Annotated in this window: 16 protein-coding genes; all 16 read right to left on the bottom strand. The window is 70.5% G+C overall.

What is annotated here, in order from left to right; genetic code table 11:
* Positions 1-164: 164 nt before the first annotated feature.
* The 16 genes from IF06_RS0123560 to IF06_RS0123485 all read right to left on the bottom strand — a co-directional run bounded on the left by IF06_RS0123560 (position 165) and on the right by IF06_RS0123485 (position 18,895).
* A complete protein-coding gene (locus IF06_RS0123560; protein ID WP_030273598.1) occupies positions 165-1,205 on the bottom strand; it encodes a polyprenyl synthetase family protein in 1,041 nt (346 codons plus the stop codon).
* Positions 1,206-1,294: 89 nt separating this feature from the next.
* A complete protein-coding gene (gene nuoN, locus IF06_RS0123555; RefSeq protein ID WP_013283614.1) occupies positions 1,295-2,848 on the bottom strand; it encodes an NADH-quinone oxidoreductase subunit NuoN in 1,554 nt (517 codons plus the stop codon).
* Positions 2,845-4,377, bottom strand: coding sequence for an NADH-quinone oxidoreductase subunit M (locus tag IF06_RS0123550; protein ID WP_013473559.1), 1,533 nt, complete (start codon positions 4,375-4,377; stop codon positions 2,845-2,847). Before IF06_RS0123550 ends, nuoN begins: the two co-directional genes overlap by 4 nt.
* Before the next feature lie 64 nt (positions 4,378-4,441).
* Positions 4,442-6,403 (bottom strand): NADH-quinone oxidoreductase subunit L, encoded by a 1,962-nt coding sequence (nuoL, locus tag IF06_RS0123545; protein WP_013283612.1) that lies wholly within the window; start codon positions 6,401-6,403, stop codon positions 4,442-4,444.
* 7 nt (positions 6,404-6,410) lie between these two features.
* Entirely contained in the window at positions 6,411-6,710 is a 300-nt protein-coding gene (nuoK, locus tag IF06_RS0123540) for an NADH-quinone oxidoreductase subunit NuoK (protein ID WP_013283611.1), read from the bottom strand.
* Positions 6,711-6,765: 55 nt separating this feature from the next.
* Positions 6,766-7,536: an NADH-quinone oxidoreductase subunit J gene (locus tag IF06_RS0123535; RefSeq protein ID WP_013283610.1), complete on the bottom strand. Its 771-nt coding sequence runs from the start codon at positions 7,534-7,536 to the stop codon at positions 6,766-6,768.
* On the bottom strand, positions 7,533-8,180 hold the full coding sequence (gene nuoI, locus IF06_RS0123530) for an NADH-quinone oxidoreductase subunit NuoI (protein WP_013283609.1): 648 nt from the start codon (positions 8,178-8,180) through the stop codon (positions 7,533-7,535). Before nuoI ends, IF06_RS0123535 begins: the two co-directional genes overlap by 4 nt.
* A 1-nt stretch (position 8,181) precedes the next feature.
* Positions 8,182-9,537: an NADH-quinone oxidoreductase subunit NuoH gene (gene nuoH / locus IF06_RS0123525; protein WP_013283608.1), complete on the bottom strand. Its 1,356-nt coding sequence runs from the start codon at positions 9,535-9,537 to the stop codon at positions 8,182-8,184.
* Entirely contained in the window at positions 9,534-11,975 is a 2,442-nt protein-coding gene (locus IF06_RS0123520; protein ID WP_013283607.1) for an NADH-quinone oxidoreductase subunit G, read from the bottom strand. Before IF06_RS0123520 ends, nuoH begins: the two co-directional genes overlap by 4 nt.
* Positions 11,975-13,291, bottom strand: a complete 1,317-nt coding sequence (gene nuoF, locus IF06_RS0123515; RefSeq protein ID WP_030273593.1) for an NADH-quinone oxidoreductase subunit NuoF — start codon at positions 13,289-13,291, stop codon at positions 11,975-11,977. The genes IF06_RS0123520 and nuoF overlap by 1 nt, the downstream gene beginning before the upstream one ends.
* Positions 13,288-14,382, bottom strand: coding sequence for an NADH-quinone oxidoreductase subunit NuoE (gene nuoE / locus IF06_RS0123510; protein ID WP_013283605.1), 1,095 nt, complete (start codon positions 14,380-14,382; stop codon positions 13,288-13,290). The genes nuoF and nuoE overlap by 4 nt, the downstream gene beginning before the upstream one ends.
* The gene (locus IF06_RS0123505) at positions 14,379-15,704 is read right to left on the bottom strand and encodes an NADH-quinone oxidoreductase subunit D (RefSeq protein ID WP_030273591.1); all 1,326 of its coding nucleotides are present in this window, start codon (positions 15,702-15,704) and stop codon (positions 14,379-14,381) included. Before IF06_RS0123505 ends, nuoE begins: the two co-directional genes overlap by 4 nt.
* Positions 15,701-16,432, bottom strand: a complete 732-nt coding sequence (locus IF06_RS0123500; RefSeq protein ID WP_030273589.1) for an NADH-quinone oxidoreductase subunit C — start codon at positions 16,430-16,432, stop codon at positions 15,701-15,703. The genes IF06_RS0123505 and IF06_RS0123500 overlap by 4 nt, the downstream gene beginning before the upstream one ends.
* Positions 16,429-17,109: a NuoB/complex I 20 kDa subunit family protein gene (locus IF06_RS0123495; RefSeq protein ID WP_013283602.1), complete on the bottom strand. Its 681-nt coding sequence runs from the start codon at positions 17,107-17,109 to the stop codon at positions 16,429-16,431. The genes IF06_RS0123500 and IF06_RS0123495 overlap by 4 nt, the downstream gene beginning before the upstream one ends.
* A gap of 11 nt (positions 17,110-17,120) precedes the next feature.
* Entirely contained in the window at positions 17,121-17,486 is a 366-nt protein-coding gene (locus IF06_RS0123490) for an NADH-quinone oxidoreductase subunit A (RefSeq protein ID WP_013283601.1), read from the bottom strand.
* 134 nt (positions 17,487-17,620) lie between these two features.
* On the bottom strand, positions 17,621-18,895 hold the full coding sequence (locus tag IF06_RS0123485) for a geranylgeranyl reductase family protein (RefSeq protein WP_030273587.1): 1,275 nt from the start codon (positions 18,893-18,895) through the stop codon (positions 17,621-17,623).
* Between the last annotated feature and the right edge of the window lie 22 nt (positions 18,896-18,917).

The raw sequence follows: 18,917 nt of genomic DNA, 5'->3' as shown, positions 1-18,917 counted from the left end.
CCCCCACCCCCGCCCTCCCCTGACCGTCCGCGTCGGCCCCGAGCCCCGTCGCGTCGATCATGAAGTTAGCGGCGCGACACGCCGTATGGGCGGCCGTCAACTTCATGATCGACGAGAGCCCGGACGGGCGGCGACAGGCCGAGGGGGTGAGGGCGGCCGGGGGGTCAGCTGGTGCGGTCGGCGATGTAGTCGCAGAGGGACTCCAGCGCGCGACGCGCCGGACCCTCGGGCAGCGGAGCCAGCCGGGCGCGTGCGTCCTCGGCGTAGCTGCGCACCGTCTCCCGGGCGCGCTTGAGCGCCGGCGACTCCCGCAGCAGGCTCAGCGCCTCGGCGTGCAGCGCGTCGTCCACGAGCGGGCCGGTGGCCAGGATCTCGCGCAGCCGTACGCTCGCCGCGTCCGCGTCGTCGGAGGCCATCGCGTAGAGCACCGGCAGGGTGGGTACGCCCTCGCGCAGGTCGGTGCCGGGCGTCTTGCCGGACTGGACCGACTCGCTGGCGATGTCCAGCAGGTCGTCGGAGAGCTGGAACGCGACGCCGATGATCTCGCCGTACTCGGCCAGGGCCTCGACGTGCTCGGGAGCCGCGCCGCCGAACATGCCGCCGAAGCGGGCCGAGGTGGCGATGAGTGAACCGGTCTTCTCGGCGATCACGTGCAGGTAGTGCGCGACCGGGTCGGTGTCGCGCGGGCCGACCGTCTCGGCGATCTGGCCGTGCACCAGCCGGGCGAACGTGCGCGCCTGGAGGCGTACCGCCTCGGGGCCGAGGTCGGCGGCGATGTCCGCGGCCCGGGCGAAGAGGTAGTCGCCGACCAGGATGGCCACCGAGTTGGTCCAGCGGGAGTTGGCGCTCGGGGCGCCGCGACGCACGGCGGCCTCGTCCATCACGTCGTCGTGGTACAGCGTCGCCAGGTGGGTGAGTTCCATCACCACGGCAGCGGGGACGACCTGGTCGGTATCCGGGTCGCCGAACTGGGCGCCCAGCGCCACCAGCAGCGGACGGAACCGCTTGCCGCCGGCCTCGACCAGGTGCCGGGACGCCTCGGTCACCAGCGGATCGGCGCTCGCCACGCTCGCCCGCAGGTTCGTCTCGACCCGGTCGAGCACGCCCAGCACGGAGGCTTCGACGCGCGGGTCGGCGAGATGCAGGCCGAGCGCGCCGAACTGACCTGAACGCTCGCCAGCCGGGTTCGCCACGTCCTCAACCATGCCACACCCGTTCGACCTGCTCGTCGACGGGGATACGGGCCGGGGGCCGGTACGCCACGGCGTACCGGCCCCCGGTGGGATCACCTCTGTCATCTGACGAATTCGGCGGCACCGGTCGTCAGGTCGAGCAGCGGGCCGGGCACCACGCCGAGGACCAGCGTGGCGAGCACGCCGATGACCAGGGCGGCCGAGGTGAGCGCACCGGGCACGGTCACCGTCGGGGTGGACTCGCCCGGCTCGGACAGCCACATCATGACGACGACCCGCAGGTACGGGAACGCCAGCACCATGCTGGTCAGCACGCCGGCGATCACCAGCCACGCCTGGTTCGCCTCCAGGGCCGGGCCGAAGACCGCGAACTTGCTGGTGAAGCCGCTGGTCAGCGGGATACCGGCGAAGGCCAGCAGGATGAACGTGAAGATCGCCGCGAAGAACGGCGAGCGGCGGCCCAGCCCGGCCCAGCGAGACAGGTGGGTGGCCTCCCCGTCGGCGTCGCGCACCAGCGTCACCACGGCGAACGCGGCGAGCACCGAGAAGCCGTACGCGGCCAGGTAGAACATGGTGCCGGAGAGCCCTTCACGGCTCGGTGCCAGCACACCGACGAGCAGGTAACCGGCGTTCGCGATCGACGAGTACGCCAGCAGGCGCTTGATGTCGGTCTGGGTGACCGCCAGCACCGCGCCGACCAGCATGGTCAGCACCGCGATCGCGCCGAGCACCGGGGTGAAGTCCCAGGAGGCCCCGGCGAACGCGACGTGGAAGACGCGCAGCAGCGCCCCGAACGCGGCGACCTTGGTGCAGGCCGCCATGAAGCCGGTGACCGGGGTCGGCGCGCCCTGATAGACGTCCGGCGTCCAGACGTGGAACGGCGCAGCGGCGGCCTTGAACAGCAGGCCGATGGCGAGCAGCGCCATGCCAGCGAACAGCAGCACCGGGCTGGACGGGGAGTCGGTGACCGCGGCGTGCACGGTGGCGAAGTCGACGCCCGCCGTACGGCCCGGGATGCCGGAGGTGAAGCCGTAGATGAGGGCCACACCGAACAGGAAGAACGCCGAGGCGTACGCGCCGAGCATGAAGTACTTCAGCGCCGCCTCCTGGCTCAGCAGACGCCGACGGCGGGCCAGCGCGCAGAGCAGGTAGAGCGGGAGCGAGAAGACCTCCAGCGCGACGAACATGGTCAGCAGGTCGTTCGCCGCCACGAAGATCAGCATGCCGCCGATCGCGAACGACATCAGCGGGTAGACCTCGGTGGCGCCACCGACGCCCTCGGCCTGCCGCCGGTCCTCCGCCGACTCGGCGGTGACAGCGGCGTGCGCCACGAAGGCGCCGCCCCGCTCCACGGTGCGCTCACCGACGAGCAGCAGCGCCATCACCGCGAGCACCAGGATCGCGCCCTGGAGGAACAGCGTCGGGCCGTCGATCGCGATGGCGCCGCCGATGGTGATCAGCCGGTCGTCGGCGTTCAGGATCACCATGACGATCGCGGCGAGCATCGCCACCAGGGCGAGCCCGAGTTGCACCGCGTTGCGCAGACGACGCGGCACGAACGCCTCGACCAGGACCCCGAGCAGCGCCGCACCCAGCATGATCAGGATGGGAGCGAGCGCCGCGTAGTCGATCGACGGCAGCCTCAGTTCACTCACTTCGCGGCCTCCTGGACGCTGCCGACCTCAGGGGCGGGGTCGGACTTGCCGACGTCCTGCATGGTCGCCTGGACGGCGGGGTTGATGACGTCGGTGACCGGCTTCGGATAGAAGCCGAGCAGCACGATCAGCGCGATCAGCGGCGCGACGACCACCTTCTCGCGCAGGGTGAGGTCACGGCGCATGCCCTCGACCTCGGTCAGCGCCGGGTTCAGCGTGCCCTGCGTGGTGCGCTGCACCATCCACAGCACGTACGCCGCCGCCAGGATGATGCCGAGCGTGGCGATCACGGCGACCGGCTTGTTGACGGTGAACGTGCCGATCAGCACCAGGAACTCGGAGACGAACGGCGCGGTACCCGGCAGCGCCAGTGAGGCGAGACCGGCGAAGAAGAGCACACCGGCCAGCACCGGCACCAGCTTGCCCGCGCCGCCGAAGTCGCTGATCAGCGCCGAGCCGCGCCGGGCGATCAGCATGCCGACCACGAGGAACAGCAGGCCGGTGGCCAGGCCGTGGTTGAGCATGTAGAGCACCGCGCCGGTGCCGGCCTGGGTGGTGAACGCGAAGATGCCGACGCCGATGAACCCGAAGTGCGCGATCGAGGTGTACGACACCAGGCGCTTCAGGTCGTTCTGACCGACCGCCAGCAGCGCGGCGTAGATGATGCCGATGACGCCGAGCGCCAGCGCCCACGGTGCGAACCAGCGCGACGCCTCCGGGAACAGCGGGAGGCAGTAGCGCAGGATGCCGAACGTCCCGACCTTGTCCAGCACGCCGACAAGCAGCGCGGCGGCGCCGGCCGGTGCCGCGCCACCGGCGTCCGGCAGCCAGGTGTGGAACGGGAAGAACGGCGCCTTGATCGCGAAGGCGACGAAGAAGCCCAGGAACAGCCAGCGGGCCGTGTCGGTGGCGAACTCCGCCTGGCTCAGCGCCTGCCAGTCGAAGGTCTTCCCGCCGACCACCCAGAGGCCGATCACCGCGGCCAGCATGAACAGACCGCCGACCAGCGAGTAGAGGAAGAACTTCACCGCCGCGTACTGCCGCTGGTGGCCGCCGTAGCTGCCGATCAGGAAGTACATCGGCACCAGCATGACCTCGAAGAACACGTAGAACAGGAAGACGTCGGCGGCGGCGAAGACGCCGATCATCGTGCATTCGAGGACGAGCAGCAGCGCGAAGTACGCGGGCACCGAACGCTTCGACGCCTCGGCGTCGTGCCAGGACGCCAGGATCACCAGCGGCACCAGGATCGCGATCAGCATCAGCATGACCAGCGCGATGCCGTCCACCTCGAAGGTGAAGTTCACGCCCCAGTTCGGGATCCACGGGTACGACTCGCGGAACTGGAACCGGTCACCACCGGCGGAGAAGGCGAACCACATCACCACCGAGAGCACCAGCACCAGCAGCGACCAGCCGAACGCCACCAGCTTGGCCAGGTCCGGACGGCTGCGGGGCAGCAGTGCCACCACCAGGGCGCCGACCAGCGGCGCCACGGTCAGCACCGAGAGGAACGGGAAGTTGGACATTATTCGGCCTTACCTCCGTCGTGACTGCGTGGCCCGCCGGCGGGGGCGGCCGCGTTGAGGTCGATCACGCCAGCCACCCCGCCTGCACCGCCAGGAACGCCGCCACCACGAGCAGCGCGCCGGTCAGGATCGAGGTCGCGTACGACCGCACGAAGCCGGTCTGGAGCCGCCGGAGCCGGCCCGAGCCCCCGCCCACGGCGGCGGCCAGGCCGTTGACCAGCCCGTCGACGCCCCGGTTGTCGAGGAACACCAGCGCCCGGGTGAGGAAGATGCCCGGCTTCTCGAAGACCGCCTCGTTGAAGGCGTCCGTGTAGAGGTTCCGGCGGGCGGCGGTGACCACCACGCCGGCCGGCTGCGGCTCGGTGGCCGTGCCGGAGCGGAACAGGAACCAGGCCAGCCCGGCGCCCAGCACGGTGAGCAGCAGCGACAGCGCGGTGAGCAGCCAGTGCGCCAGCACCGGCGCGTGCTCCCCGCTCTCGGCGGCGAGCCCGTTGGTGGCGGTGAGCCAGTCCGGCACGGAGGTGGCGAGCAGGAAGCCCGCGCCGACCGAGCCGACCGCAAGCAGGATCAGCGGGACGGTCATCAGCTTCGGCGACTCGTGCGGGTGCTCGATGTCCTCGGTCCAGCGCTTCGGGCCGTGGAACGTGAGCACGAACAGCCGCGTCATGTAGAACGCGGTGAGCCCGGCGCCGAGCAGCGCGGCCATGCCGAACAGCCAGGCCGTCCAGCCCTCCCGCTCGAACGCGGCCACGATGATCGGCTCCTTGGAGAAGTAGCCGGAGAACGGGAACATGCCGATGATGGCGAGCCAGCCCATCATGAACGTCAGCCAGGTGACCTTCATGTACTTGGACAGCCCGCCGAAGCGGCGGATGTCCACCTGGTCGTTCATGCCGTGCATGACCGAGCCGGCGCCGAGGAACATGTTGGCCTTGAAGAAGCCGTGCGCCAGCAGGTGCACGATGGCGAGCGCGTACGCGCCGCCGCCGAGACCGACGCCGAGGAACATGTAGCCGATCTGGCTCACGGTCGACCAGGCCAGCACACGCTTGATGTCGTCCTTGGCCGCGCCGATGATGCAGCCCATCAGCAGCGTGAGCGCGCCGACGCTGACCACCACGAGCTGGAGCGTCTCGTTGGCCGAGAAGATCGCGTTGGAGCGGGCGATCAGGTAGACGCCCGCGGTGACCATGGTGGCCGCGTGGATGAGCGCGGACACCGGGGTCGGGCCCTCCATCGCGTCCGGCAACCACGCCTGGAGCGGGAACTGACCGGACTTGCCGGCCGCGCCGAGCAGCAGCAGCAGGCCGAGCACCAGCACGGTGGTCGAGGTCATCGAGCCGACCCCGTTGAACACCTCGTCGTACTGGGTGGTGCCGAGCACGGCGAACATGATGAAGATGCCGATGGCCAGGCCGGCGTCGCCGACCCGGTTCATCAGGAACGCCTTCTTGCCGGCGGTGGCCGCGCTGGGCCGGCCGTACCAGAAGGAGATCAGCAGGTACGACGCCAGGCCGACGCCCTCCCAGCCGAAGTAGAGCATCACGTAGTTGTTGCCGAGCACCAGCAGGAGCATGGCGGCGACGAACAGGTTGAAGTACGCGAAGAACAGCCGCCGGCCTGCGTCGTGCGCCATGTACTCCACGGCGTAGAGGTGGATCAGGAAGCCCACCCCGGTGATCAGCAGGACGAAGACCGCGGCCAGCGGGTCGAAGAGCAGACCGAAGTCCACCTTCAGGTTGCCGACCGCCATGAAGTCCCAGAGGCTCAGCTCGACCTGCTTGTTCTCCAGCCCGCGCAACTGGAAGAAGTAGGTGAGCCCGAGCACGAAGGCGGCGCCGATGGCGCCCACGCCCAGCCAGTGGCCCCAGCGGTCGGCCCGCTTGCCGAGCAGCAGCAGGATCGCCGCGCTGACCAGCGGGATCGCCACCAGCAGCCAGACACTGCCCAGCATCCCGTCCGCCGTGGCGAAGGTGACGGCTTCGGCTGGCTCAGACTGGGCGATCGTCAGAATCTGTTCCACCACGAGCCCCTCAGTACTTCAGCAGGTTGGCGTCGTCGACGCTGGCCGAGCGCCGGGTCCGGAAGATCGCCATGATGATCGCGAGCCCGACCACGACCTCGGCCGCCGCCACCACCATCACGAAGAACGCCATGATCTGGCCGTTCAGGTCGCCGTTGATCCGGCTGAACGTGACCAGGGTCAGGTTGGCCGCGTTGAGCATCAGCTCGATGCACATGAACAGCACGATCGCGTTGCGCCGGACCAGCACGCCCACGGCGCCGATGGTGAACAGCACCGCCGCGAGGATGAGGTAGTAGTCCGGGGTCACCGTGCCAGCCTTTCGTTCGCGACTGCGGGGCTCCGCTTCGCTGCACTCCTCGCGCTCACCGATCAGTCCCCTTCGGTGCGGTCTCCTCGGCCGTCAACTCGCGCACCGGCATGATCTCCGGGATGCTGCGGTCGGTCAGCCGGCCGTCGGGCAGACGGGCCGGGGTGGCCACCGAGGAGGACGTGGCGTAGACGCCCGGGCCGGGCTTCGGTCCGGGGTAGTTGCCGGGGCGGAACCGCGCCTTCATGGTGGCGATCTGGTCCATCCGGTCCGCCTTGCGCCGCTCCACGTGCGCCAGCACCATCGCGCCGACGGCGGCGGTGATCAGCAGCGCCGAGGTCAGCTCGAAGGCGAAGACGTACTTGGTGAACAGCAGCCGGGCGATGCCCTGGACGTTGCCCTCGCCGTTCGCCTCGTCGAGCCCGACCGGCTGGACGCCGTCGAGCGCGCGGTAGAGGCCGGTGCCCACCAGGCCGGCGAAGCCGAGCCCGAGGACCACTGCGGCGACCCGCTGGCCGCGCAGCGTCTCGATGAGCGAGTCGGACGCGTCCCGGCCGACGAGCATCAGCACGAACAGGAACAGCATCATGATCGCGCCGGTGTAGACGATGATCTGCACCATGCCGATGAACGGCCCGGCCTGGAGCACGTAGAACACGCCCAGGCAGAGCATGGTCAGCACCAGCCAGAGCGCGGAGTGGACCGCGTTGCGGGCCCACACCATGCCGATCGCCCCGAGCAGGGCCAGCGGCGCGAGGATCCAGAAGGTGACCTCCTCACCCCCGGACACCTGGCCGGCGGCGGCGAGCACCGTAGCCGAGGTCATGCCTTGCCTCCCTTGCCCGCCGCGGCGGCGGACCGCTGCTCGGCCTGCTCGGCGCCGGGGAAGGTCACGCCGGGGTGCTCCTCCACCTGGTACCGGCCGGGGCCCATCGGCGAGCGCTCGGCGCCGGCCGAGGTGCCCGGGTTGGTGAGCGCGCCGACGTAGTAGTCCTTCTCGCTGTCGCCCAGCCGCATCGGGTGCGGCGGCTGCTCCATGCCTTCGAGCAACGGCGCGAGCAGCTGCTCCTTGGTGAAGATCAGGTCCTGCCGGTTGTCCCGGGCCAGCTCGTACTCGTTGCTCATGGTGAGCGAACGGGTCGGGCAGGCCTCGATGCAGAGCCCGCAGAAGATGCACCGGGCGTAGTTGATCTGGTAGGTGCTGGCGTACCGCTCACCAGGAGAGAAGCGCTGCTCCTCGGTGTTGTCGCCACCCTCCACGTAGATCGCGTCGGCCGGGCAGGCCCAGGCGCACAGCTCGCAGCCGATGCACTTCTCCAGCCCGTCCGGGTGCCGGTTGAGGATGTGCCGCCCGTGGTAGCGCGGCGCCGAGACCGGCGGCTTGAACGGGTAGTCGGTGGTGACGACCTTCTTGAACATGTGCGAGAAGGTGACACCGAAGCCCTTGAACGTTCCGGTGATCGCGCCCACGTCACACCTCCCTGGAGTCCGGGCCGGCGACCACGTTGGCCGGCTCCCGCTCGGCGAGCACGCGCTTCGTACGCGGGCTCGGCGGAACCTGAAGATCCATCGGCGGCAGCGGGAAGCTGCCGTACGGCCGGGTGTCCGCCTGCTCCTGGAGCGACGGCTTCGGCTCCTTCTTCCGCGACGGCCAGAAGAGCGTGGCCAGCAGCAGCACGCCCGCGCCGACGGCGGTGACGAGCAGCCGGTCCCGGGTCTGCCAGTCCTCGATCGAGCGCAGCCCGGCGAGCACCATGATCCAGACCAGGTTCAGCGGCAGCAGCACCTTCCAGCCGAACCGCATGAACTGGTCGTACCGGAGCCGGGGCAGCGTTCCGCGCAGCCAGACGAAGACGAACACCAGCATGATGACCTTGCCGAAGAACCACAGCATCGGCCACCAGCCCTCGTTGGCGCCCGACCAGATCGTGATCGGCCACGGCGCGTGCCAGCCGCCGAGGAACAGCGTCACGGTGAACGCCGACATGGTCACCATCGCGACGTACTCGCTGAGCATGAACAGCGCGAACTTCAGCGAGCTGTACTCGGTCTGGAAACCGGCCACCAGCTCCGACTCCGCCTCGGGCAGGTCGAACGGCGCCCGGTTCGTCTCACCGACGATGGCGATGAAGAACATGATGAAGCTGGGCAGCAGCAGGATCGCGTACCAGCCGGGCGCGGCGAGGTCGAAGCCGCCGATGCTCAGCCGGGTGCCGTCACCCTGCGCGGCGACGATCCCGCTCGTCGACATGGTGCCCGCGGTCATGAACACCGCGACCACGCTCAGGCCCATGGTGACCTCGTACGAGACCAGCTGGGCCGCCGAGCGCAGACCGCCGAGCAGCGGGTAGGTGGAGCCGCTGGCCCAGCCGCCGAGCACGATGCCGTACACGGCGAGCGAGGAGAAGGCCAGCACCACCAGCACCGCCACCGACACGTCGGTGACCTGCAGCGGCGTCCGGTGCCCGAAGATGCTCACCATCGGCCCGAACGGGATCACCGACAGCGCGGTGACCGCGCAGACCACCGAGATCACCGGGGCGAAGAAGTAGACGACCTTGTCGGCCTTGCGCGGGAGGATGTCCTCCTTGAAGGCCAGCTTCACGCCGTCGGCGAGCGTCTGGAGCAGACCGAACGGACCGGCCTGGTTGGGGCCGGGCCGCACCGCCATGCGGCCGACGACCCGGCGCTCGAACCAGACGCCGAGCAGCGTGGCCGCCACGGCGACGACGAACGCGAACAGGATCTTGCCGAGGACCAGCCACCACGGGTCCTTGCCGAAGTCGGCAAGCGTCGGGTCCTGCGCCGCGAGGATGACGGGGTTCACTGCACCCACCTTTCGTTCCCGACTGCGGAGACGCTCACCACGTCGCCGGACGTCGCGCCGAGGCCGCGCCGCACGGTGGAGCCGGGTGAGTTGGTCGGCAGCCAGACGACGCCGTCGGGCATCTCGGTGATCGCCGCCGGCAGCGTGATCGCGCCGCGGTCGGTGCCCACCGTGACCGGGTCGCCGTCGGCCACACCCAGCGCCTCGGCGGTGCCCTTGCCGAGCCGGACCACCGGCGGGCGGGCGGTGCCGGCGAGGTGCTCGTCGCCGTCGGTGAGGCTGCCCAGGTCGATCAGCTGGTGCCAGGTGGCGAGGACCGCCTCGCCCGGTCCGGGCTGCCGCACCGCGGCCGGCTCGACCGAGGGCGCCGACGGCCGCTCGACCCGGGTGCGCGGCAGCGCGCCCAGCTCGCGCCGGATGCTCGGCACGTCGCCGGTGCCGAGCCGCACGTCGAGCTGCGCGGCGAGCGCGTCGAGGATGCGGGCGTCGGTCATCGCGCCGGTGTCCAGCACCTTCTCGAACGTGCGCAGCCGGCCCTCCCAGTCCAGGAAGCTGCCGGCCTTCTCGACCACCGGCGCGACCGGCAGGACCACGTCGGCGCGGCGGGACACCGCGCTCATCCGCAGTTCCAGGCTGACCAGGAACGGCACCGCGTCCAGTGCGGACTCGGCCAGGCGCGGGTCGGCCAGGTCGGCCGGGTCGACGCCGGCCACCACCAGGGCGCCGATCTGTCCGTTCGCGGCGGCGGTGAGGATGCCGTCGGTGTCGCGGCCGGCCTGGCTGGGGATCACCCCGGCCGGGATGTCCCACGCCTCGCCCAGCTCCGCGCGCGCGGCCGGCTCGGTGACGACCCGGCCGCCGGGGAGCAGGTTGGGCAGGCAGCCCGCGTCGACAGCACCGCGGTCACCCGCGCGCCGCGGCACCCAGACCAGCCGGGCACCGGTACGCCGGGCGACGTCCGCCGCCGCCGACAGCCCGCCCGGCACCTCGGCCAGGCGCTCGCCGACGATGAGGATCGCGCCGGGCTGACCCAGCGCCTCGGCCACCGTGGCGTGCTCGGCCAGCACGCCGGCCTCCTCGCCGGGCACCACCCGGGCCAGCTTGGCCCCGAGCTTCTCCAGGCCGCGCGTGGCGAACGGCGCGAGCGCGTACACGGTGAGCTTCTTCTTCAGGTACGCCTTGCGCAGCCGCAGGAAGAGGATCGGGCACTCCTCCTCCGGCTCCAGGCCGACGAGCACCACAGCGGGCGCGTTCTCCACGTCCGTGTAGGTCACGTCGGTGACCCCGGCGACGCTGCTGGCCAGGAAGTCGGCCTCCTCGCGGGAGACCGGGCGGGCCCGGAAGTCGATGTCGTTGGTGTGCAGCGCGATGCGGGCGAACTTCGCGTACGCGTAGGCGTCCTCGACTGTCAGCCGGCCGCCGGTCAGCACCGCCGTGCCGGTCGCGCCGTCGCGGGCCGCGCGCAGCCCCTCGGCGGCCCGGGTCAGCGCCTCGCTCCAGGACGCCTCGCGCAGCTCACCGGTCTTCTCGTCGCGCACCATCGGCGTGCTGATCCGGTCGAACGCGCGGGTGTACTGGAAGCCCCAGCGGCCCTTGTCGCAGTTCCACTCCTCGTTCACCGCCGGGTCGTCGCCGGCCAGCCGGCGCAGCACCTTGCCGCGCCGCCAGTCGGTGCGCTGCGCGCAGCCGGCCGAGCAGTGCTCGCAGACGCTGGGCGTGGAGACCAGGTCGAACGGGCGGGCCCGGAACCGGTACTGGGTGCCGGTCAGCGCGCCCACCGGGCAGATCTGCACGGTGTTGCCGGAGAAGTACGAGTTGAACGGGACGTCCCCCTCGTCGCCCTCCTCGCCGTACGCGTCGTCCCGGTAGATGTTGATCTCCTCGTGCGAGGAGCGTCCCATCAGGTCGATGAACTTGTCGCCGGCGATCTCCTCGGAGAACCGGGTGCACCGCTGGCAGAGCACGCAGCGCTCGCGGTCGAGCAGCACCTGGGTGCTGATCGGCAGCGGCTTCGGGTACTCCCGCTTGTGCTCGTGGAACCGCGAGTCCGTCCGGCCGGTGGACATCGCCTGGTTCTGCAGCGGGCACTCGCCGCCCTTGTCGCACATCGGGCAGTCCAGCGGGTGGTTGAGGAGCAGCAGCTCCATCACACCCTCCTGGGCCTTCTTGGCGACCGGGGAGGTGAGCTGCGTCCGCACCACCATGCCGTCGGCGACGGTCTGGGTGCAGGAGGCGACCGGCTTGCGCTGGCCCTCCACCTCCACCAGGCACTGCCGGCAGGCGCCGGCCGGGGCCAGCAGCGGGTGGTCGCAGAAGCGCGGGATCTCGGTGCCGAGCTGCTCGGCGACGCGGATCAGCAGCGCGCCCTTGGGCGCGGTGACCTCGACGCCGTCGATGGTCAGCGTGACGGTCTCGGTCTGCTTGGCTACGTCGGTCATCAGTGAGCTCCAACCAGAGACTTGTCGGAGAGCTTCGGAGCGGTACGTCCCTCGATGTAGTCGAGGTAGTCCTGCTTGAAGTACTTCAGCGACGAGGTCACCGAGCTGGTCGCGCCGTCACCGAGACCGCAGAACGAGCGGCCGAGGATGTTGTCGCAGGTGTCGAGCAGGGTGTCCAGGTCCTCGTGGGTGCCCTGGCCGGCCAGGATGCGCCGGTAGACCCGGACCATCCAGTAGTTGCCCTCCCGGCACGGGGTGCACTTGCCGCACGACTCGTGGTGGTAGAACTCCAGCCACCGGTAGGTCGCGTACACCGGGCAGTCCTGGTCGGAGAAGATCTGCGTAGCAGTGGTGCCCAGGATCGAGCCGGCCGCCGCCACCCCCTCGAAGTCCAGCGGCACGTCCAGGTGCTCGGCGGTCAGCAGCGGCGTCGACGAGCCACCCGGGGTCCAGAACTTCAGGTTGTGCCCGGGCTTCATGCCGCCGGCCAGCTCGATCAGCTCGCGCAGCGTGATGCCCATCGAGCACTCGTACTGGCCGGGGTTGGCGATCCGGCCGGACAGCGAGTAGATCATCGGGCCGGACGACTTCTCCGTGCCCATCGTCTTCCACCAGTCCGCGCCACCGAGCACGATGTACGGCACGCTGGCGATGGTGCCGACGTTGTTGACCACGGTCGGGCTGGCGTACAGGCCGTGGGTCGCCGGGAACGGCGGGCGCAGCCGGGGCTGGCCGCGGAAGCCCTCCAGCGAGTCCAGCAGCGCGGTCTCCTCACCGCAGATGTACGCCCCGGCGCCGGAGTGCACCACCAGGTCCAGGTCGAAGCCCGAACCGAGGACGTTCCGGCCGAGATAACCCTTGGCGTACGCCTCGTCGACGGCGCTGCGCAGCCGCCGGGCGGCGTGCACCGCCTCACCGCGGATGTAGATGTACGCCCGGTTGGCCCGGATCGCGTACGAGGCGATGATGACGCCCTCGACGAGCGAGTGCGGGTCGTGGGTCATCAGCGGCAGGTCCTTGCAGGTGCCCGGCTCGCCCTCGTCGGCGTTCACCACCAGGTAGTGCGGCTTGCCGTCGCCCTGCGGGATGAAGCCCCACTTGAGACCGGTCGGGAAGCCCGCGCCGCCTCGCCCGCGCAGTCCGGAGTCCTTGATCAGCTGGATCAGGTCGTCCGGGTGCGCCTTGAGCGCCTTGCGCAGGGCGGCGTAGCCGTCCAGCTTCTCGTAGGTGCCGAGCCGCCAGGCGTCCGGCGAGAGCCAGCGCTTGGTGAGCACCGGCGTGAGCTTGGCCAGCGTCTCCGGCCGAGGAGTGGTCACTTCCGGACCCCCGTTCCGCTCGCGTCCGCCGGGTCGGCGCCGTCCGCGCCCGTACCGGACTCCGCTTCCTTGAGGTTGCGCTCCTGCGCGCCGGCCGCGTCGCCGGCGGGCTTGCCGTCGCCGGCCGGCGGGTTCGCCGCCACGCCGGCCGCCTCCGCCGCCCGCGCGTCGCGCGGTGCCGGGGCCGGGCCGTCCACCGGGACCTTGGTGCCGGGCGCGTCCGGCACCGGGGTGCTCGCGTCCGGCTGCCGGGTCTCGGCGGTACGCACCTGCGGCGACTTGTCGTCCGGCGCCTTCACGTCCGGCGCGGTGCTGCCGGTGGCCGCCTCCGGCTCGGCCGGCTCGGGCGCGGGGGCCGGCTTGGCGGCCTCGGCCTTCGCCTTCGCCTCGGCGGCGGCCCGGTCGGCCTCGGCCTTGCTGCGGATCGGGGTCTTCGGGTCGAAGCCCGGTACCGAGACGCCGTGCTGCTCGGCCAGGCGCAGGCCGCGCAGGCTCGGCTCGCCCGGCCCGCCGTCGGCCACCGCGCCGTCGCGCTCGTCGGCGAAACCGGCGAGCTGGACCGCCATCTCCTTGAGCGTGCAGAGCCGCGCCCCACGGGTCGGCATCGGCCGGCCGCCGGCGCGCAGCTCCTCGACCACGTCGAGCGCGGCCTGCGGCTCCACGTTGTCGAAGAAGTCGTAGTTGACTGTCATCACCGGGCCGTAGTCGCACGCCGCCAGACACTCGGCGTGCTCCAGGGTGATCTTCCCGTCGGCGGTGGTCTCCTCGTGCCCGACGCCGAGGTGCTCGGCCAGGGTGTCGTAGACCTTCTGCCCGCCGAGCACGTCGCACATGGTGTTGGTGCAGACGCTCACCAGGTAGTCACCGGTGGGCTTGCGCTTGTACATGGTGTAGAAGGTGGCGACGGCGCCGACCTGGGCCTTGTTGAGCCCGAGCACCTCGGCGCAGAACTCGACACCGGCCGGGGAGACGTAGCCCTCCTCGGACTGGACCAGGTGCAGCAGCGGCAGCAGCGCCGAGCGGGACCGGTCCGCCGGGTACCGGGCGATGATCTCCCGCGCCCGGGTGCGAGTCGTTTCGGAAAAGCTCATCGGTCACAACCACCCATCACGGGGTCCAGCGAGGCGCCGCCGGCGATCACGTCGGCGATCAGGCCACCCTCGGCCATCGCCGGGAGGGCCTGGAGGTTGACGAAGCTCGGCTCCCGGTAGTGCACCCGGTAGGGCCGGGTGCCGCCGTCGGACACCGCGTGCACGCCCAGCTCGCCGCGGGGCGACTCGATGCCGACGTACACCTGGCCCGGCGGAACCCGGAAGCCCTCGGTGACGAGCTTGAAGTGGTGGATCAGCGACTCCATCGACTGACCCATGATCTTGGCGACGTGCTCCAGCGAGTTGCCCATGCCGTCCACGCCGATGGCGAGCTGCGCCGGCCAGGCGATCTTCTTGTCGGACACCATCACCGGGCCGGGCTTCAGACGGTCCAGCGCCTGCTCGATCAGCTTCAGCGACTCGCGGATCTCCGCCACCCGGACCAGGTAGCGGCCCCACACGTCACCGTCGGTGTGGGTCGGCACGTCGAACTCGTACGTCTCGTAACCGCAGTACGGCATGGTCTTGCGCAGGTCCCAGGCGAGGCCCGCGGACCGCAACACCGGGCCGGTGACGCCGAGCGCCATGCAGGCGGTCACGTCGAGCACCGCGACGTGCTGCGTACGCTCCAGCCAGATCGGCTGGCCGGACAGCAGGTTCTCGTACTCCTTGAGCCGCTTCGGCATCAGCTGGAGGAAGTCGCGGATCTTGCGGATCGCGTCGTCCGGCACGTCCTGCGCCACACCGCCCGGCCGCACGTACGCGTGGTTCATCCGCAGGCCGGTGATGGTCTCGAAGATGTCGAGGACGTACTCCCGCTCGCGGAAGCCGTACAGCATCATGTTGATCGCGCCCAGCTCCATGGCGGTGGTCGCCAGCCAGACCAGGTGCGACGAGACGCGGTTGAGCTCCATCATCAGCACTCGGATGGTGGTGGCCCGCTCGGTGATGTCGTCGGTGACGCCGAGCAGCTTCTCCACCGCGAGCGCGTACGCCGTCTCGTTGAACAGCGGCGAGAGGTAGTCCATCCGGGTCACGAACGTCGAACCCTGGACCCAGTTGCGGTACTCCAGGTTCTTCTCGATGCCGGTGTGCAGGTAGCCGATGACCGAGCGGGCCTCGCGGACCGTCTCGCCCTCCAGCTCCAGGACCAGCCGGAGCACGCCGTGGGTGGACGGGTGCTGCGGACCCATGTTGACGACGATCCGCTCGTCGTTGATCGGGTCCGTGCCGGAGACGACCTCGTCCCAGTCCCCGCCGGTGACGGTGAAGACCTTGCCCTCGGTCGTCTCGCGCTCGGTCGCGTAGTTCGACGTGGTCATTGGTACGACCTCCTACGGTCCGGCGGGGGGATCTCCGCACCCTTGTACTCGACGGGGACGCCGCCCAGCGGGTAGTCCTTGCGCTGCGGGTGCCCCTCCCAGTCGTCCGGCATGAGGATCCGGGTCAGGGCGGGGTGGCCGTCGAAGACGACACCGAACATGTCGTACGTCTCCCGTTCCTGCCAGTCGGCGGTCGGGTAGATGGCCGTGACGCTCGGGACGTGCGGCTCCTCGACGGAGACCGCCACCTCCAGCCGGACGCTGCGGCGGTAGGTCATCGAGGTCAGGTGGTAGACCACGTGCAGACGGCGCTCCTGCGCGCCCAGGTAGTCCACACCGGACACCGACGAGAGCAGCTCGAAGCGCAGCGCAAGGTCGTCGCGCATCACCTGGCAGACCTCGGCGATCCGCTCCGGGCGGACGTGCAGGGTCAGCTCGCCCCGGTCGACCACGACCTTCTCGATCGCGTCGCCGAAGTCCGGGTACGCCTCCTCCAGCGCGTCCCGCACCTCGTCGAAGTAGCTCCCGTACGGCCGGGCCGCCTCCTCGATGGGCTTGCGCGGGCGGACCAGGCCGCCGTAGCCGGAGACGTCGCCGGTGCCCTGGTTGCCGAACATGCCCCGGCCGGCCGGGCTGGCCGGCGGGTACTCCGCCGGGGCGGTGGAGCTGGCACCGACCGGGGTGGTGGGTACCGGCACCCCGCCGTCGTTGTTCTTGTCGTTGCTCATTTCGGGCCCCTATGCGACGCCTGAAGGTGGTTCTGCGCCTTCATCCAGTTCTCGATCCGCAGCTGCTCCTCACGCCCCTCGCGGACCGCCTTCGTCCACTCGGCACGCCGGGCCTTGTCGCTGCGGTACGACGAGGGCATCGAGCCGTACGGCACCACCGGCACGTCGCCGCGCGCCTGGCGGGCCTCCAGCATCTTGCGGCCGTTCGGGCCCAGCGGCTCGTGCATGATCTTCTCGCGCAGCTTGAGCACCGCGTCGATGAGCATCTCCGGCCGGGGCGGGCAGCCGGGGAGGTACATGTCGACCGGTACGACGTGGTCGACGCCCTGCACGATGGCGTAGTTGTTGAACATGCCGCCGCTGCTGGCGCAGACACCCATCGAGATGACCCAGCGGGGCTCGGCCATCTGGTCGTAGATCTGGCGCAGGACCGGGGCCATCTTCTGGCTCACCCGGCCGGCCACGATCATCAGGTCCGCCTGGCGGGGCGAGGCGCGGAAGACCTCCATGCCCCAGCGGCCCATGTCGTAGTGCGGACCGCCTGCCGCCATCATCTCGATGGCGCAGCAGGCCAGACCGAACGTGGCGCCCCAGACCGAGGTCTTCCGCGTCCAGTTGACCAGCTTCTCGACGCTGGTGAGCAGGACGCCGGAGGGGAGCTTCTCCTCGATGCCCATCTGCTACCTCCTCAGTCCCAGTCCAGGCCGCCGCGACGCCAGACATAGGCGTACGCGACGAAGACCGCGACGATGAACAGGACCATCTCCACGAAGCCGAAGATCGGCAGGGCGTCGAAGGAGACCGCCCAGGGGTAGAGGAAGATGATCTCGATGTCGAAGACGATGAAGAGCATCGCCGTCAGGTAGAACTTGATCGGGAACCGGCCGCCGCCGACCGGCTGCGGGCTCGGCTCGATGCCACACTCGTACGCCTCGAGCTTGGCCTTGTTCAGACGCCGCGGGCCGGCGAGTCGGGCAGCGGCCACGGAGAACAGCGCGAACGCCGCAGCGAGGGCGAACAGCCCGATGATGGGTGCGTAAGGAGAGAGCGTCATCGTTGTCCCCTGCTCGTCCTTCCCTGACCTCGGTGGTTGGCCAAAATCACACTATTCACGTCCCTCACGACCTCGGTCGGCGGGGGTCGATCTCTGTCCGGCCCGTGGACGTTCCGCCTCGGGCCGGTCGTCTTCTACACGGCCGGAGCCACCTTCGTCATCGCGTTGATGACCCGGTCCATCGCGTCCCCGCCGCGCGGGTCGGTCAGGTTGGCCAGCAGCTTGAGCACGAAGCGCATGAGCATCGGGTGCGGCATGCCGTGCTTGGTCGCCATCCGCATGATCTCGGGGCGGCCGATGAGCTTCACGAAGACGCCGCCGAGCCGGTAGTAGCCGCCGAAGCGGGCCTTCAGCTCCTGCGGGTACGCCATCAGCGCCCGCTCCCGTTCCGCGCCGGCCGGGCGGGCGAGCGCCTGCACCACGACCTCCGCGGCCATCTCGCCCGACTCCATCGCGTACGCGATGCCCTCGCCGTTGAACGGGTTGACCATGCCGCCGGAGTCACCGACGAGCAGCACGCCGCGGGTGTAGTGCGGCACGCGGTTGAAGCCCATCGGCAGCGCGGCGCCGAGGATCGGACCCTCCGCGTTGGACTCGTCGGTCATCCCCCAGTCCTCGGGGGTGTTCGCGAGCCAGTCGGTGAGCAGCTTGCGGTAGTTCGTCTTGCCGAACGCCGAGGAGGAGTTCAGCACGCCCAGGCCGACGTTCACCCGGCCGTCGCCGAGGCCGAAGATCCAGCCGTAGCCGGGCAGCAGCGCGTCGCTGCCCTTGGCCCGCAGCTCCAGCCAGGACTCCAGGTAGTCGTCGTCGTGCTTGGCGGGCGAGCGGTAGTAGCGGCGGACGGCCACGCCGATCGGGCGGTCCTCCCGCTTGGCGAGCCCGAGGGCGAGCGGGAAGCGGCCGGAGACGCCGTCGGCGGCGACCACGAGCGGCGCGTGGAACGTGGCGGGTTCCTTGTCCGGGCCGACCTCGGCCTGCACGCCGATCACCCGGTCGTCGGCGCCGAGCACCGGCCCGAGGACGTTGACGCTGGTCTGGAGCTTCGCCCCGGCGGCGACCGCACGCTGGGCGAGCAGGTCGTCGAAGTCGAGCCGGGTGCGCACCAGGCCGTAGTTGGGGAAGCTGGCCAGGTCGGGCCAGTCCAGTTCCAGGCGTATGCCGCCGCCGATCACCCGCAGGCCCTTGTTGTGCAGCCAGCCCGCCTCGGGCGAGGTGTCAACGCCCATCCGGATCAGCTGCCGTACGGCGCGGGGCGTGAGCCCGTCACCGCAGACCTTCTCCCGGGGAAACTCCGTCTTCTCCAGCAGCAGCACGCGTACGCCGTGCCGCGCCAGGTGGTACGCCGTGGCCGATCCTCCGGGACCGGCGCCCACGACGATGACGTCGGCGTCGTTCTCCACCGCGGTCATCCGCGCCTCCTCCCGCATGCTC

Source organism: Micromonospora globosa (assembly GCF_000717585.1).
GTDB classification, from domain to species: domain Bacteria; phylum Actinomycetota; class Actinomycetes; order Mycobacteriales; family Micromonosporaceae; genus Micromonospora; species Micromonospora aurantiaca.
The sequence above is the reverse complement of the archived record's forward strand: the minus strand, read 5'-3'. Positions and strand labels throughout refer to the sequence as shown.